This window comes from Fibrobacter sp., assembly GCF_045112255.1.
Lineage (GTDB): Bacteria > Fibrobacterota > Fibrobacteria > Fibrobacterales > Fibrobacteraceae > Fibrobacter.
The window spans coordinates 1-16,294 of record NZ_JBGUHR010000124.1 but is presented as its reverse complement, the minus strand read 5'-3'; the positions used below and the strand labels follow the sequence as shown (position 1 = coordinate 16,294).

The 16,294-nt window shown below is 50.0% G+C and carries 14 protein-coding genes; 10 read left to right on the top strand and 4 right to left on the bottom strand.

The genetic code is table 11. From position 1 onward, the window contains the following. The first annotated feature begins 250 nt into the window (after positions 1 to 250). The gene (locus tag ACJMM9_RS16080) at positions 251 to 2,011 is read left to right on the top strand and encodes a glycoside hydrolase family 9 protein (RefSeq protein ID WP_405329229.1); all 1,761 of its coding nucleotides are present in this window, start codon (positions 251 to 253) and stop codon (positions 2,009 to 2,011) included. A gap of 102 nt (positions 2,012 to 2,113) precedes the next feature. On the opposite strand, the gene ACJMM9_RS16075 is transcribed toward ACJMM9_RS16080, so the two are convergent. Continuing rightward, positions 2,114 to 3,709, bottom strand: coding sequence for a chorismate-binding protein (locus ACJMM9_RS16075; protein WP_405329226.1), 1,596 nt, complete (start codon positions 3,707 to 3,709; stop codon positions 2,114 to 2,116). 144 nt (positions 3,710 to 3,853) lie between these two features. Between ACJMM9_RS16075 and ACJMM9_RS16070 the strand changes: the two genes are divergently transcribed. Then, positions 3,854 to 5,290: an esterase gene (locus ACJMM9_RS16070; RefSeq protein WP_405329223.1), complete on the top strand. Its 1,437-nt coding sequence runs from the start codon at positions 3,854 to 3,856 to the stop codon at positions 5,288 to 5,290. A gap of 244 nt (positions 5,291 to 5,534) precedes the next feature. Then, positions 5,535 to 6,416 (top strand): hypothetical protein, encoded by an 882-nt coding sequence (locus tag ACJMM9_RS16065; RefSeq protein ID WP_405329232.1) that lies wholly within the window; start codon positions 5,535 to 5,537, stop codon positions 6,414 to 6,416. A gap of 16 nt (positions 6,417 to 6,432) precedes the next feature. Here ACJMM9_RS16065 and rpe read toward each other — a convergent pair whose 3' ends face one another. Further along, positions 6,433 to 7,080: a ribulose-phosphate 3-epimerase gene (rpe, locus tag ACJMM9_RS16060; RefSeq protein WP_405329221.1), complete on the bottom strand. Its 648-nt coding sequence runs from the start codon at positions 7,078 to 7,080 to the stop codon at positions 6,433 to 6,435. 70 nt (positions 7,081 to 7,150) lie between these two features. On the opposite strand from rpe, the gene ACJMM9_RS16055 reads away from it, so the two are divergent. The 7 genes from ACJMM9_RS16055 (at position 7,151) to glmM (ending at position 13,319) form a co-directional block, all read left to right on the top strand. Then, complete coding sequence (locus ACJMM9_RS16055; RefSeq protein WP_405329219.1) at positions 7,151 to 7,639, top strand: glycogen-binding domain-containing protein; 489 nt, start codon at positions 7,151 to 7,153, stop codon at positions 7,637 to 7,639. Between the two features lie 77 nt (positions 7,640 to 7,716). After that, entirely contained in the window at positions 7,717 to 8,211 is a 495-nt protein-coding gene (locus ACJMM9_RS16050) for a hypothetical protein (protein WP_405329216.1), read from the top strand. Between the two features lie 71 nt (positions 8,212 to 8,282). Next, a complete protein-coding gene (lysA, locus tag ACJMM9_RS16045) occupies positions 8,283 to 9,542 on the top strand; it encodes a diaminopimelate decarboxylase (protein WP_405329213.1) in 1,260 nt (419 codons plus the stop codon). A gap of 246 nt (positions 9,543 to 9,788) precedes the next feature. Then, positions 9,789 to 10,694, top strand: a complete 906-nt coding sequence (locus ACJMM9_RS16040; protein WP_405329211.1) for a hypothetical protein — start codon at positions 9,789 to 9,791, stop codon at positions 10,692 to 10,694. A gap of 99 nt (positions 10,695 to 10,793) precedes the next feature. Then, entirely contained in the window at positions 10,794 to 11,564 is a 771-nt protein-coding gene (locus tag ACJMM9_RS16035) for a hypothetical protein (RefSeq protein ID WP_405329208.1), read from the top strand. Between the two features lie 60 nt (positions 11,565 to 11,624). Next, positions 11,625 to 11,957: a cupin domain-containing protein gene (locus ACJMM9_RS16030; protein WP_015732050.1), complete on the top strand. Its 333-nt coding sequence runs from the start codon at positions 11,625 to 11,627 to the stop codon at positions 11,955 to 11,957. A 21-nt stretch (positions 11,958 to 11,978) separates the two neighbouring features. Next, positions 11,979 to 13,319, top strand: a complete 1,341-nt coding sequence (gene glmM, locus ACJMM9_RS16025; RefSeq protein WP_405329205.1) for a phosphoglucosamine mutase — start codon at positions 11,979 to 11,981, stop codon at positions 13,317 to 13,319. 219 nt (positions 13,320 to 13,538) lie between these two features. Here glmM and ACJMM9_RS16020 read toward each other — a convergent pair whose 3' ends face one another. Both ACJMM9_RS16020 and ACJMM9_RS16015 read right to left on the bottom strand, forming a co-directional pair. Next, positions 13,539 to 15,008 (bottom strand): esterase, encoded by a 1,470-nt coding sequence (locus ACJMM9_RS16020; protein ID WP_405329202.1) that lies wholly within the window; start codon positions 15,006 to 15,008, stop codon positions 13,539 to 13,541. A 139-nt stretch (positions 15,009 to 15,147) separates the two neighbouring features. Beyond that, positions 15,148 to 16,294 (bottom strand): alpha/beta hydrolase family esterase (locus ACJMM9_RS16015; RefSeq protein ID WP_405329200.1); only part of this gene is annotated, 1,147 nt, incomplete at its 5' end.

The window sequence follows — 16,294 nt, the reverse complement described above, 5'->3', positions numbered from 1 at the left end:
GGCTCGGTCCCATCGTCGAGACGGTGTGGGGCGTTCTGCTCCTCGCACTGAGCGGCGTCCTGATTTTTATCGGTGCCTAGCTTCCCGCAAAAAGAAAGTCCGTCTGTGTTGGAGACGGACTTCTTTTTTTTTTGCATTTTTATAAATACACTCGATACACTTGGCGTTGCCTATAGTAAACATTAAAGTGCATAGTGTGGGTACGATTTCGCAAAAGAAAAGGTATTTTTTAACAAAAATGAGGTTTTGTATGCGTAAACATCTATTTGCCGCGCTTGCTCTTGCGGTGCCGACTTTTGCAATTCCGTTGGTGAACCAGCTCGGTTTTGCTCCTGAATCTGAAAAGATTGTGGTTATACCAGGCAATGATGCTAATCCGTTTGAAGTCCGTGACATGGCGGGCAACACGGTGCTTGCGCTCGAAGCTCCGATGGTCTATGACTGGGATTACAGCGGCGAAGAAGTCCAGACGTACGATATTTCTTCGATCAAGAAGCCGGGCACGTATCGCCTGTACAGAGATGGCTATATCGGCAATCCGGTCGTGATTGGCGAACATGTTTACGAAGATTTGACGAAGGCTGCCCTCAAGTGGTTTTATTTCCAGCGCGCAGGCATGGCTCTAGATACGCGTTATGCAGGCAAGTGGGCGCGTGCGGCAGGCCACATTGACGATAGCGTGACGGTTTATGGTACAGACTTGCCGACGGCGACGGTTGTGGCGCAGTCCAAGGGCAAGCCTGCTCCCAAGAAGGCTGACCCGAAGATTATCAAGTCGCAGCGCGGTTGGTACGATGCCGGTGACTACGGCAAGTACATTGTGAACTCGGGCATTACCGTGTTTACGCTTTTGGAACTTTATGAACACTTCCCGGCGTTCATGGATACGCTCCAGTGGAACATCCCGCGTGAATTCCCGAAGATGCCGGCACTTCTTGAAGAAATCCGCTGGAATCTGGACTGGATGCTTTCGATGCAGGACAAGGACGGTGCCGTTTACCACAAGCTCACGTCGCTCAAGTTCGGCTCCAGCACGATGCCCGAAATTGATGGTGCAAAGCGCTATGCGATTGAAAAGAGCTTGACTGCAACGCTTGACTTTGCTGCCGTGATGGCTCAGGCTTCCCGCGTGTATGCGCCGTTTGACAAAGCTTTTGCAGACCGCATGCTCAAGGCTTCTGGTGCCGCCTATTACTGGGCCAAGCACAATCCGAAGGCTTTGTACAAGCAGCCCTCCGATGTGCAGACGGGTGACTATACGTACGGCGGCGAAGACGGCAAGGATGAATTTGCTCTTGCTGCAACGGAACTTTTCCGCGCGACAAAGAAGAAGAACTATCTCAACGACTTGAGCGCTTACAAGCTCAGAAGCGATGGACCGTGGTGGGGTGATGTGAACATGCTCGCCGTTTACCATGTGGCGCTGGACTCGGCTGATTTTGGCGCAAAGCTCGGTGGTGCTGCTCGCAAGGCTTTGCTTGCCGCTGCAAATGAACTCCGTGCGGTTGGCGATACAAGCGCTTACAGGCTCCCGGCTCTTCCGTCTAGCTGGAACTGGGGCAGTAACAGTGCCATGGCGAATAACGGAATCGTGTTGCTCCATGCTTATTACGTCACGGGCGACAAGAGCTATTTGGATGGCGCCCAGCAGTGCCTCGACTACCTCTTGGGCAAGAACCCGATTGAAATGACGTACGTGACTGGCTTTGGCTACAGAAGCCCGCGTTTCCCGCACCATCGCGTGAGTGAATCGGACTTTGTCGATGATCCGGTCCCGGGCATGCTCGTGGGCGGCCCGCACTTGGGCAAGCAGGATATCAACCTCGACGGCAAGGAACTCTGGAAGTGCCCGAACTACGCTGTTGCGGACAAACCGGCACTTGCTTACATCGATAACCGTTGCAGTTATGCGACAAATGAAGTGGCTATCAACTGGAATGCGCCGCTTGCGTACCTCGCTGGCGCTTTGCAGGCCATTTATTTGGGCCATGCCAATGCTGTTGTGAAGTAAGTTTGCGCTAGGTTGTGTGTTTTGGGATTAGGCGGGCGTTATGCCCGCTTTTTTGCATTGTCATGCCGGATTTATTCCGGCATCGCCAATTTTATAAGGCGATTACTCGCACAGTTCGACTTCCACGATGCCGCGGACGGAATTGAAGCAGTAGATTTTCTCGGCGGTCTTCAGGTCGCTCGGGTACAGGATTTTTTCTTTGGCCTTGCCTTCGTTCAAAAGCTTTTGCCTTGTGATGCCGTTTAAAAGCCCGCATTCGATGGGCGGCGTGTAGATGATGCCGTCTTTCAGAATGCCGATGTTCGTGAACGTGCCTTCGGTGATTTCGCCTTTCTCGTTCACGCAGATTTCATCGAAGACTTCTTTCGGGAAAGGCAGGCGGATGCTCGTCTTGTGATACAGAAATGGGTTGGATGAATCTACTTTGTGTACGATTTTGATTTTCGGATCTTGCTTGGGGGCGGGAATCGGCCTTGTCGTGAGTTCAAAGTGACCGTCTTTGAAAAGCTCAATCCTGTTCACGACGGAGCTATTGAACTTGATTTTTTCAAGGTCGCTGTTCCAGGTGAAACCGAGCGCGTTTGCGGAATTTCTCAAACGTTCAAGATGCATCTCGAAATCGGTGATGCCAGTTTCAATCAGCGAAAAATCAGTATTCAAAAAACTTGCCTTGGTCATTGTCTCATTCCATTCGTCGTCTGCGGTGGATGCCCACGTGATGGCGCCGCCGGCATCGTATCTGTATTCCGTTTCGCCCTGTTTTTTCTGTAAGATTCTGATGGGAACGGAGAAAATCATTTCATCGCCGTGGATGTAGCCGATGGCGCCGCAGTAGACCTCTCGCGGGAACGGTTCTGCATTGGCGATGACTTCCATTGTAGAAATTTTCGGCGCGCCCGTGATGGAACCGCACGGATAAATGGCGTTGATGATGTCGTAGAGCGTTGTGCCGTCTTTCAGCTCCGATGAAATCTCGGAGGTCATCTGGAAAACGGTTTTGTGCTTTTCGACTTCAAAGAGTTTGTCTGCGCGGACGGTTCCTGGCTTTGAAATTCTCCCGAGATCGTTTCGCAATAGGTCCACGATCATGACGTTTTCGGTGCGGTTCTTCAAATCATTGTGCAAGAATTTTTGTAGCGCATCATCTTCTTCAGAAGTCTTGCCGCGCTTGAGTGTGCCTTTCATGGGCTTTGTCAAAATCTTGTTGCCGCGCTTCACGAAGAACAGTTCTGGCGAAAACGATAAGATTGTCTCGTACTTGTTTTGCAAAAACGCGTTGTAAGGAGTCTTCTGGTTTTGCAAAAGGAACTGGTACAAATCTAATCCAATTGCGTTTGTTCTTAGCGTTGAAGGGTATGTGTAATTAACTTCGTATGTAATTCCGTTCTTGATTTGCTCTTTGATGTAGTTAATCTTTTGCGCGTATTCTTCTTTGGATATGCGTGGTGTTACGATGGTGCCGATTTTGTAGTCGGGAATTTTTTCTTCGAACGGCTGGAACGATTCGTATGCTTCGAAGTAGATGAGGGGTGCGTTGCCTGCTGGCTTCTTGAGGTCGTAACGCATGTAGCCGAGAAGGTAATAGCCTTGGCGTTGCAATTTTTCGATATGGTCTAATGCAAATTTTACATCTTTGGGATTAAAAATCTCGATGGTCTCGATGGGATTTTTAAATATTTTGTTTACATATATTTGCATGGCTGCTTATTTCCTGAAAACGGCGCAAATATAAATATTGCATAATGGGGATTGCTGAAAATTATTTTTACCTGGTACTTTTTGATTGCCTTTGGTTTATATTAAAAGCTAGGATTGTGGTGTCTTGGGAAAAGGAGACTGAGGATGAAAAGAATTTTCTTTTCTGTTTTTCCCATTGTTATGGCGACCGCTTTTTCTGCGGCATCTGCCTACACCCTAAAAGGAACCGTTAAAGATAAAGATGATTCTTCGCCAATCGCAGCGACAGTGAAATTGCTCCAAAAGGGCAAAGAAGCTGAAACGGACCGATCTGGAAATTTTGTCATTAAGGAAGAGGAAGTGTCCTTGCACGGTTCTCGTGCCGCTGTTGGGCATTTCAGCTTGATTAACGGAATTTTGAATTTTACCCAGGGCGGTAGCGCTCCTGTGCAGGTCAAGGTTTTTGACATGATGGGTAACCAGGTGCTTGCGAAGACATTGCAAGGCTCTGGAACTGTTGATCTTGCCGCTTCGATTCAGGCTCAGGGTACTTTCGTTGCAAAGGTGCAGATGGGATCCGCGCAGGAAACTGTTCGCTTTAATACTTATGGCTACGCTTCTGGATCTTTCGGTTCTGCAGAAAAGAAGGCGCTTCATAAGGAAGGCGATGCGATCGATACGTTGCGTGTCGTTGCCGAAGATTATGATACGTTGTTCGTTCCCCTGTCGAAACTTGATACGACTCTCGATCTGAAACTCAGCAAGGCTGCCACCAAGAAGACGTTTGCGTTCGGCTATGCCATTGGCAACGATCCTACGCCGAGCAAGGGCTGTGGCAAGGACAATACGCTTAAGAACTACTTCAAGTTCACTGGTGGCGGTATCGAGCACGAAGTCTATCTCGACTTGCCTGACAACTACGACAAGAATAAGCCGTATCGTTTGGTGTTCGGCATGCACTGCATGGGCGGTTCCGCACAGAACGTGGCGAAGAACGAACACTATTATGGTTACCGCGACCAGAAGGGTGCCAAGGAGAGCACCATCTTTGTGGCTCCGCACGGTTACACCGACCAAATGCCATGGCGCTGTGGCGATAACAAAGACCACCTGTTCTTTGACGAACTTCTTACGCACTTGAACGAGAACTTGTGCGTGGATACGTCTCGCGTGTTCTCTTCGGGCTTTAGCTTCGGTGCCATGTACTCGAACTCGCTTGCTCAGACGTTCCAGCATCGTCTCCGCGGTGTCGTGGTGTTTGCGACTGCCGACCAGGTGATTTACATTCCGAAAAATGCAGGCAAGCCGATTGCCTGGATGGGTACTGTTGGCCTGAGCGATGGAACCTGCCCGCCGAGCATGGGACGCAGTGCCCGTGACAGAATCTTGAAGAACAATGGCCCCGAAGGCCATACCGACTGCACCAGCGAGAAGGCTACTGAATACACCGGCGGCAACCACGTTTGCTATGACTATAAGACTGTAGATCCGCGATTCCCTGTGAAGTGGTGCACGTTCAATGGCGGCCACCAGTGGGATATGCGTGAAAACGGCAAGCTCTGGGCCTCTGATATCGGCTGGGAATTTATTACGCAGTTCTAGTTTTTTAACGCTCCCTATATGTGATGAAGCCTTTCCGGATTCGGGAAGGCTTTCCTGTTTGTAAAATAAACTTTGTAGTAAATTTGTAACTTTTTTTGAATGAATGATTTATTGCTTTTTTTCTGTATATATTAATGTCATGCAAAACTGGTATCTTATTATTGTTCTTTCAATAGTTTTTGTTTCGGCCTTATTTGCTTCTACTGCGTCGGCCCCGATGTAGTTAAATAAATATATTGTGGATATGACATTGCGCTCTATCCTTTTTTTGTTTGTACTTGTTTCCCTGGTCGCAGAAACACAAGGTGCAACGAACCGTGGTGCTGATAAGATCTTCGAAGAAAAAATCGATTCGCTGATATCGAAGCGAATGGAACTTCCTTTGGTGAGTTCAAAGCTGGATGTTCCCGGTAGTCGGTTTGTTCCTGTATATGGCAATGTTATTGAGGCGGGTGAAGCTGCCTCTCGTGATTTTTTGGACGATAGTGAAAATTTGTTCGATGCAGAAAGTCTCTATAACGCGGTGAATGAGCACTTGATGCTGAGAAATGAGGCTCTCTTAAAAAAAGCGTCGGCAGATGTTCGGAATAAGTACGGACAACTTTCAAGCCGATTTAATTTTATCAATTTGGAACGTGTAAGAATCCGGGTCGATTATTATTACGACCGTGTTGGAAAAACGTGGGTTCGCCCGGCGCATGATTCGGTTGTTACAATGACGATGATTGTCAAGTCGGGGTATTTTCTTTATCAGGACAGCGACTCGCTGATCGATATCCGCCGCTATGGATATTATATACCAAGCTCGAACGTGAAGCGGATTTTCTTTGGCGATGGGTATTCCGAAGTGCTATGGGATAATCCGAACGATGCTCCGCTGGATTCGGTAAAGGTTTTGCCGTACAAACTAGTTGAGAGGATCTTGCTCAATAAGGAAAACGATGAGCGGAACCGTAAGAAAATAAGAAATCTCCTGAAAAACAGAGAGTTTGCCTCTATACCAAGAGTTATTCAGGAGATGGACGAATACTGCGAGGAAAATCAGTGCGACGAAATGCCCGATTATAGGCGCTATCTGAATGTACTTGCGGTCCTTTATAAAATCGGTGTACTTCGCCGCTTCTAGAGTTTGTTGAAAGTGACTACTTGACCAAATTCACGAATTCACGGCAAACGGCTTCTGGGTCGGGCTTTCCGAAAATGGCGCTCCCGACGACGAAGATGTTTGCGCCCGCTTCTTTGCAGGCGAGGATGTTGTCGAGCTTCACGCCGCCGTCAATCTGGATGTTGAGTTCCGGCTTGAGCGCGCGGAGTTCGCGAATCTTGTCGAGGCAGTAGGGAATGAGGCTCTGGCCGCCGAATCCCGGGTTCACGGACATGATGAGTACCATGTCCACAATGTCGAGCACGTACTTGATGCTTTCGAGCGGGGTGGCCGGGTTGATGGCAACAGCGGGCTTGACGCCGAGTTCTGCAATCTGGTGCAGAAGGCGGTCGAGGTGGTTTGTGGTTTCGGCGTGTACGCTGATGATGCTTGCGCCTGCTTTAGCAAATTCACCCACATAGTTCTCTGGATTCTCGATCATCAAATGGCAATCGAGCGGGAGCTTGGTACCTTTCTTGACGCAGGCAGAGATGCCCGGGCCAAAGCTGATGTTTGGAACAAAGTGCCCATCCATGATGTCCAGGTGAACGAGGCCTGCGCCTCCGTTTTCGATGGCCTTGAGACCGTCGCCGAGAGAGAGAAAGTTTGCGTTCAAGACGCTGGGTGCGATGATTTGTTTAAGCATATTTCAAATATAGCAAAATAAATTTTTTTTTACTAAATTTTAAGTTGCTAAGAATTAAGAGGAGATAATTATGTCTAAGAATTCTAAAACTGTGGTCGAAAAGCCTGCAAAGAAGGTTGCTGCTAAGAAGACCGAGACGAAAGTTGCCGCGAAAGCTGCTGCAAAAACCGTGAAGGCCCCTGCAAAGAAGGCCGCGCCGAAGGCTGAAAAGCCGGCTAAGGCTCCTGCCAAGGTCGCAAAGGCTGCCAAAGTTGAAGCCCCGAAAGCCGAAGTGAAGGCTGTCAAGGCCCCGGCAAAGAAAGCCGCTGCCAAGGCTCCGAAGGCCGCTGCTCCGAAAAAGGTTGCTGTCGAGTTCGTCGCCGATTGCCCGCTTGCAACAACAGTCTCTGTTGCTGGAACGTTCAACAATTGGACTGTCGATGCCGACATGCTCAAGAAGGACAAGAAGACTGGTCTTTGGGTTGCGAAGATCTCTCTCGTTCCGGGCGACTACGAATACAAGTTTGTCTGTGACGGTGTGAACTGGGATGCAGGCGACAATAAGATTAAGCACGTATAGTCTCGATTATCGATTTATTTATCAGAAGGTTCTGGAATGCCGGGACCTTTTGTTGTAAAATAAACTATTTTATAAAAATGCGAAAAGTTGTATTTGCAATATTGCTTTTGTTCTGCTCGATGGCTTTTGCCGAGCACGAAGAAATCCCTTCTGTAAACTATACCGACAGTGCAGCGTATTATGAGAGTGAAGCAGTCCGCTTGAAAACGGAAGCGGATTCGCTGTCGTTTGAAGCAACCGGCAATATCGTATTTGGTATCGTTGGTACCGTGCTGGGTGGGGCCGGTACAATATGGTCTACCTCCAAAGCGAAAGGCTCGTTGGAAGGTGGCGGTATTGCTATGGCTTTTATATTGATCCCAAGTGTTTGTTTGCTGGCTGGCGGTGTGATGGGATTTGCGGAAGGTATGGTGCAAAGTGTCAAAGCTAATGGAAAAACCAAGGAGTCTGAGAAACATCGCAATACGGCGGAAGAATTTCGCGCAAAGACCCAGCAAGTAAAGGTGGATTTTATCCCGATAATCGACCCCTTCCAAAAATCGGTGGGTGCTTTGTTGGCTTTTAGTTTTTAGAACATAAAATAACTTGCAATTCTAAGTTTTGACTTCTAAGCACAAGGCGCTATTTTCTATCTTTGCGCCGTATGAAATATTCCATTCCTGATTCAGTGCTTTTGAAAGCGGCCAGTGAATACGGCACACCGCTTTGGATCTATGACCGTGCGACGATTGAACGTGCTGTAAAGGACGTGCAGGTTTTTGACACTGTGCGCTTTGCTCAAAAGGCATGCCCGAACCTTTCTGTGGTTTCGCTCATCCGCAAGCTTGGCTGCGTTGTCGATGCAGTCTCTGCTGGCGAAATCGTGCGCGCCCTCAAGGCCGGCTTCAAGGGTGGACAGCAGAAGGGCAAGGTTCCCGAAATCGTCTACACTGCCGATATCTTCGATCGTGACGCTCTCGAACTCGTGAAGAAGTACGACATCGCCGTGAACGTGGGTTCGCCGGACATGATCCAGCAACTTGCTGATTTCGGTGTGAAGTCTGAACTCACGATCCGCGTGAATCCGGGCTTTGGCCATGGTCACTCCCGCAAGACGAATACCGGTGGCGACCTTTCCAAGCACGGCATTTGGCACGAACAGATCAAGGACTGCATCAAGCTTGCCCAGAGCAACGGCATGTGGATTACCGGTTTGCACATGCACATCGGTTCTGGTGCGGACTTTGAACACTTGGCCCAGGTTTGCGATGCTATGGTGGATGCTAGCCGTCACCTTGGCTCTCACCTCCGCACGATCAGCGCTGGTGGTGGCCTCCCGATTCCGTATCACGAAGAAGAGAAGGGCAACCGCATTGACGTGAAGGCTTACTACGACTTGTGGGACAACGCTCGCAAGCGCATCCAGCAGAGCATTGGTCACGATGTCCATCTCGAAGTGGAACCGGGCCGTTACCTTGTTGCAGAAAGTGGCTATCTCGTTGCTGAAATCCGCGCTGTCAAAAAGCAGGGAAATAATTTGTTCTACTTGCTCGACGCTGGCTTTACCGATCTCGTTCGTCCGAGCTTCTACGGTAGCTACCACGCTATTTCTGTGGTCGCCCGTGACGGTCGTGAACTTAACGAAACTGTTGACGCTGTTGTCGCAGGCCCGCTCTGCGAATCCGGTGACGTGTTCACGCAGGAAGAAGGTGGCTTTGTCGTGACGCGCAAGCTCCCGAAGGCTCAGGTGGGCGACCTCCTGATTCTCCATGATGCTGGTGCTTACGGTGCCGCCATGAGCAGCAACTACAACAGCCGTCGCTACGCTGCCGAAACGATGTACACGAAGGGCGAAATCAAGCTCATCCGTGAACGCCAGACTTTCGAACAATTGCTGCAAAACGATAGAATTATTGAACTGTAAGCGATTTGATATTAGTAAGAAAAGCGGAGCTTTGGCTCCGCTTTTTTATATATAACGAAAGCGAGAAAAATGTTTAATTAAAAAGAAGATGAGTTGTTGTGAGAATGGAGCGTCGGCCAAGGATGGGGAGGGTGCAGGGAGGGGCCCGTGCGGCCTTCGCAACTCCGAGCTGGGGCCCCGCCCGCATGATGTGTTTTCTTGATTTCCAAAAATCAATTTACTACCTTTGCTCTCGGAAATAAAATTATGGGTAACTTACGCGCTATTCTTATGCCGGTCGCTATTCTCGCTGGCATCCTCATTCCTCAGGCGCACTTTCTGTCGCCGCTTTTGCCGTTTACTATCGGCATCATGATGTTTCTCACGTTCGTGACGAAAATCCCGCCGCAGACGCACGGTTACACGTTCAAGATTGAAGCCCGCGCGTTTGTTGCAAGCCTCGTGATGATTGCAGCCCTCTGGGGCGTTGTGGAACTTTTCCACTTGCCGCGTGAAGTGCTTTTGGGCGGTGCGATTATTGCGCTTTGCCCGCCCGCGAATGCGGCCCCTGCGATGGCGAAAATGCTTGGCGGCAGTGCGTCTCTCGCACTCAAGATTTTCCTCAGCGGAAACCTGATCGCATGCTTTAGCATCCCAGTGATTTTTGGCTATTTGACGGGTGCCGAGGCAAACCTCTCTGAAATCGCGATGAAAATTTTCAACACGATCCAGCCGATTATCAGCATCCCACTCGCGTTTGCGTTTGGACTGCGCAACTTTTACCCGGAGCTTGCTGACCGTGCTGCAAAATTCCAGAAGTACACGATGTTCGTCTGGACGTTCTCGGTGTTCATTATTTTGTCCAAGGCTAGCTTCGATATTCGTGAGATGGGCTTTGCTGACTTGTGGAATAGCGGAAAGCTTCCGCTTATGGCTGCGGTGTCTCTCGTGCTTTGTCTTTTGCAGTTCTGGCTTGGCTGGGTTTGCGAACGCGGTCGCCGTCCGATTGAAGGCTCGCAGAGCATGGGGCAAAAGAACACGACGCTTGTCATTTGGGTTTCTAGCCTTTACGCAGGTCCGGTGGTGGCGCTCGCCCCGACTTGCTACGTTGTATGGCAAAACCTCGTGCTCAGCTACATGACTGCGAAAATCAAGCCGAAGAAAGATAATTAGAACTCCGCATGTGCGGGACATGACATATTAATTGTCGCATACAAGAAAATTTTCAAACTTTCTTTTCCTTTTTGCTCGAGTCCGCTGTATATTTAAAATATGGTTTACTCGAAAGTAGTTTCTTTATTTGTTGCTATTATCGCCGCACTTTTTGTGACTTTTTTTGCTCGTGATTGGTTTGTCCTTCACCAGTGCGGTGCTGTACAGTCTTGCCTAGATTCTACGAGTGATTATCAGAATATCACCAAGTTTATTGTGACTTTCTTGACGACTTTGCTTGCTTTCTTTATTGGCAAACGCAAAATAGCGAGTCGAGATCGTTTCTTTGTACAGTCTGCGTTTGTGATGATTCTTTGTGCCGACTTTTGTTTTAAAATTCTGTATAATTATTTTGGTACGGTTGAAAATCGTGAAAACTTTATTTCACTTGGGATTTGTTTTTTCTTTGTGGCGCAGATGATTTTTATTTATCGTCATACGCGCACTAGCGATGACGATTGGAGTTTTCCGTGGATCTGCTGTATCCCGCTTGCGGCGATTATTGCGATGGTTTTTCTGGCGTATTTTCAGGTGCTCGAATCCCTGATGCTCATGGCAGCCCTCGCTTATGCGCCGACGCTGTTGTGTTCTCTGATTGTTGCGTGCAAAACGACGGGTGTTGGGTTTTTCCCGAAGAACAATGCTTGGCTTATAATGCTTGGAATGGTGCTTTTCTCGTGTTGCGACATACTTACTGGGATTTCGCTTTTGACAGGCGCAGATCATTCGACCATGGAAGTTCTGGCTTCTGTCTCGAATAATTTTATATGGCTGTTCTATGTTCCTGCGATTGTGTCCCTTGCTTTGAGCGGATATCGCCGTGGCGGCTAGGTGATCAAGGTGGCGCTTGCTTTTTAAAATTCTATTATTTCCTCGTTCAAAGAGGTCATAATGATTATTGATTTAAAAGGCATGGAAACAACGGTGCTCCCGAATTTTAAGGGCGGCGAAAAAGAATACAAGGCCAAGATGTATTTCGACGGTACGACGCGCATTATGCACGGAACGCTCGAGGCTGGCGCTTCTATCGGTTACCACAAGCACGAAACCAACAGTGAAATTATGTTCTTTGTCTCGGGGAAGGGCAAGGTTCTTTTTGATGACGGCGTTGAATATGTCGAAGCTGGCCAGTGCCATTTCTGCCCGAAGGGTCACTCCCACAGCTTGATTAACGAAGGTCCGGAAGATCTCGTCTTTTATGCGACGGTCCCGGAACTCGGATAAGTTTAATTTAATGGAGAAAATATGTCTAAATTAATGCGTTCTATTTCTGGTATCCGCGGAATCGTTGGCGATACCCTTACTCCGCAGGTTTTGCAGAGCCATGTACGTGCTTTCCTCGAAATCACGAAGGCAAAGCGCGTGGTGATTGGCCGTGATAGCCGCCCCACAGGTGATGCGATTGTGCAGTATGTCGCTGGCATCTGCCGCCTTTCTGGCGTGGATGTGGTGGATGTAGGCCTTTCGACGACTCCGTCCGTGGAACTTTTGACGACGCATTTCAAGGCTGATGCGGGTATCATCATTACCGCAAGCCATAACCCGCTCGAATGGAACGCTCTCAAGTTCCTCAACAACAAGGGACTTTTCCTCGGCCCGGATGACGTGAAGCAGCTCTTTGCTCTTGCCGATGCAAACCAGTTCAGCTATCCGGATTACCGCACGATGGGCAAGTACGAAGTTGCTCCAGATGCCGATGGCATTCACATCGATGGCACACTCAAGATTCCGTTCGTGGATGTTGAAGCCATCAAGGCCAAGCATTTCAAGGTCGCTGTCGATGCTGTGAACGGTGCCGGTAGCTTTATCGTGCCGCGTTTGTTGGAACAGCTCGGTTGCGAAGTTGTTCGCGTTCATTGCAGCCCGGATGGCACATTCCCGCGCGGTGCGGAACCGATTCCTGAAAATCTCGGTGACTTGCGCAAGGCTGTCAAGGATAATGGTTGCGCTGTCGGCTTTGCTGTGGACCCGGATGCAGACCGCTGCGCTCTCGTCGATGGCTTGGGACAAAGTATCGGTGAAGAATACACGCTTGCGATTGCGACGGATGAAGTGCTTGCGCAAAAGAAGGGTAGCGTTTGCGTGAACCTTTCTACAAGCCGCATGAACGAAGATGTTGCTGCCAAGTACGGTTGCGAATTCAGCCGCGCGAAGGTCGGTGAAATCAATGTTAGCCTCCAGATGATCGAGAACGGTTGCGTTATCGGTGGCGAAGGCAACGGCGGCGTGATTCTCCCGGCGCTCCACTACGGTCGCGATAGCCTCGTGGCTGCTGCACTTGTGCTTAGCTGGATGGCCCACCACAATGGCGGCCCGGAAAAGTTTGTGGCAGAAAATCCGGCCTACGTGATGCCGAAGAAAAAGTTCGAACTCGGCGACAAGAAGGTTGCAGACATTCTCCCGAAGGTCAAGGCTAAATTTGCCGGCTGGAAGACGGATGAACGCGATGGCCTCTGGCTCGGCAGCGAAAAGTTCTGGGTGCATGTGCGCGCGAGCAACACGGAACCCGTGATCCGCGTGATTGCCGAAGCTCCGACTGCTGAAGAGGCTGAAAATTTGTGCGCTAAAGTGGAAAAACTCATCTAATAAGACCGCTCGGCTCTATTGCAAAAATAAGATGTAATATCGCCTCGCTCTCGCGATCACGCCCAGTTAATACTGGGCGTTTTTCGTTCGTTTTTTCTGTCATCCTGAGTGCGTAAGCACGAAGGATCCAGTTAAATTACTTGATGCATTGTCACCCCCGGATTTATTCCGGGGTCGTTTTTTCGTCATTCCGGCCACTGGGCCGGAATCTTCTTTTTTTTAGAACTGCGTAATAAATTCCCAGCCGGTTTTGGTTGTCCACACTTCGCCGTCTTCGCGGGGGTTGTATGTGTGTTCGCCCTTGAACGTGCACCACTTCACGGGGAAGCGTGGATCGACGGTCTTGTAGTCATAGCACACGTGCTTACCGCTGCCGGTGTATTCTTCGGCCACTTCGCTTCTGGCGTCGGTGAAGTTTCCGTCATCATCGGGTTTACCGTTGTTCTTGAGGATCCTGTCGCGGGCGCTGCGTCCGAGCTTTGGTGTACACAGGTTGTCTTCCATGCCGACCGTTCCCATCCATGCGATGGGTAAGCCTTTGTTTTTGGGCATGTAGATTACCTGGTCCATCGTCGCGAATACGACAACGCCGCGTAAGCGGTGCTGGAAATCCTGGGCAAGCGCGTTACTGAACATGGCGCCAAAGCTGAACCCTATAGAAAATACGCGCGATGTATCGACGCAGAGGTTTTCGTTCAGGTAGGTGAGAAGTTCATCAAAGAAGAGGTGGTCTTTGTCGTCTCCGCAACGCCATGGATTTTCTTTGCCGTTTTCATCCGTGTATCCGTGCGGTGCCACGAAGATGGTGTTTTCCTTGGCGCCCTCCTGGTTGCGGAATCCGTAATAAGCCTCTCTCGTTGCCACGTTTTTGGCGGAACCGCCCATGTAGTGCATACCGAATACAAGACGGTAGGGTTTGTTCTTGTTGTAATTTTCGGGCATGGTGAGGTAAATCTCGTGTTCGATGCCTCCACCGGTGAACAAGAAGTAATCTTTCAGCGCGTTGTCCTTGCCGCAGCCCTTGCTTGGCGTGGGCCTGTTGCCAATGGCATAGCCGAATGCATAAGTCCGCTCGTCGGATGTCTTTAGGAGTCTCAGTGTTATGGTTGTGTCGAGATTGGAGAGGGCGACGTTTAATGTGTCGAACCCTGGAGCTGTGACGCGTAGCGAGTCTCCTTCGCTGGGCTTTAGCAATGCCTTGCGGCCTCGGTTTTCGCGGATGGCGCTATTGAACTGTTTGCCGTTTGCGGTGAATTGCACGGTCTTGACGGCGCTGCCGACACGGATTTTTGCAAAATAGGAACCTTGGGTGGTGACGCCTTGCCTCAAGTCCACCTGCCCTGAACCGAGCAGTTCCTGTCGAAGGACTTGATTCCCTGTCGCATCGAAGATGCTTACTTGTACGGGAGTGTTGCTGCTCTGTGCATAACGTAGCACACCATCGCTGACGCTGATGTGTCCGGGCGTGAAATTGCCGGGACGCAAGGATACTTCTTCATCTTCGTGGATGGAAAACTTGCCGTCTTTATCCGTTTGGGCGGAGTCTCCCTTGACGATGAGTTTTACGAGCGCACCCGAAACTGGATTCCCGGATTCGTCATAGACTGTTCCGTTTAGCGTGAATGCAGATGCCGTGGTAAGTGCTGATGCCAGCACGAAGGGTAGGGTGAAGGCTACGGATTTTTTCATGATTCAAACACACTCCTCTTATCTTTAATATAATCTAATTTCCGTAAGAATAAAATATGTAATGATGTTAAAATTTGTTCGAAAAAGGGTTCGCCATTTCCGGCGAACCCATGAACGTTTAGAGAGTGTGTAGAAATTTCTAGAACTGTTCGAAGAATTTGTGGACTTCTTCAGGAACCCAGGTCTGTTCCCAGTTCCAGCCGACGCCCATGTTGCCGGTGTCGTGGGCAGTCCACTGATGGTCTCCCGGCCAGCTGCACCACTTGACTGGGAAGCGTTCATCGACATTCTTGAAGTCGTAGCAGACGTGTCCGGTTTTACCGTTCACTTCTTCGGGCTTTTCGGCGCTTGCGTCAGTGAAGTCTCCGTTTGCATCGGCCTTGCCGTTACGCTTCAGAATGCGCGGGAGGGCACTGTTCTTCGCGCGGTTGTAATCGCATCTGCCGTCGTTGACGCCGTGGACATTCATCCAGGCAATTGGCAAGTTCTTCATGTTGTTGCCTTCGGGGAGCCAAATGTTATAGTCGGCGACAGCATAGGTGGCTGCGGCGCGGACGCGGCTCTGCATGTCCTGCATCAAGGAATAGCTGAACATGGCGCCATAGCTGAAGCCCGTAATGAACACGCGGCTCGTGTCAATGCAGTAGTTTTCGTTCAGAGTCGTAAGTGTCTGGGCGAAGAAATTGTGGTCGCTCTGGCCCTTGTTCCATAGGCCACCGATTGCATCAAGCGAAACAAAGATGTAGTCGCCGTTCTTGTCGAGCACTTGCTGGCCGTAATACGGAGTGGGGTGATCGTAGTCGGCGCTGTGGTGCACAAAGTCTTCGCCGCTGCTGCCGTAGCAGTGCAATGCAAACAGAACCTTGTGCGGTTTTGTGTTGTCGTAGTTCTTGGGCAAGGTGATAAAGTATTTGCGGTTGTCGCTGCCGACCTGGATCTGGAACTGGTCGCCATTTTCGACGCTCTTGACCTTTTGCAACTTGGAATTGCTGCCGCAGCCCTTACTCGGGGTCGGCTTGTTGCCGATGGCGTAGCCGAATTTGAATGTCGGTTCGGGAGGGGTGCTCTTGGCGAGCTTCACGTCAACGGTCGTGTCGAGCGTTCCGAGCGGCACGGTGAGCGTGTCAAAGCCATCGAGCGTAAAGCGGAGCGCTTCGCCTTGGGCGGCGTCTTTCATGAGAGCGCCGTTGCTTGCCTGTGCGCCGAGCGTCTGGCTGTAGCTGCCATCGGTTGTGAACTTGATGTTTTGCTTGGCGTTACCGACGGAGACCTGTGCAAAGTAGGTG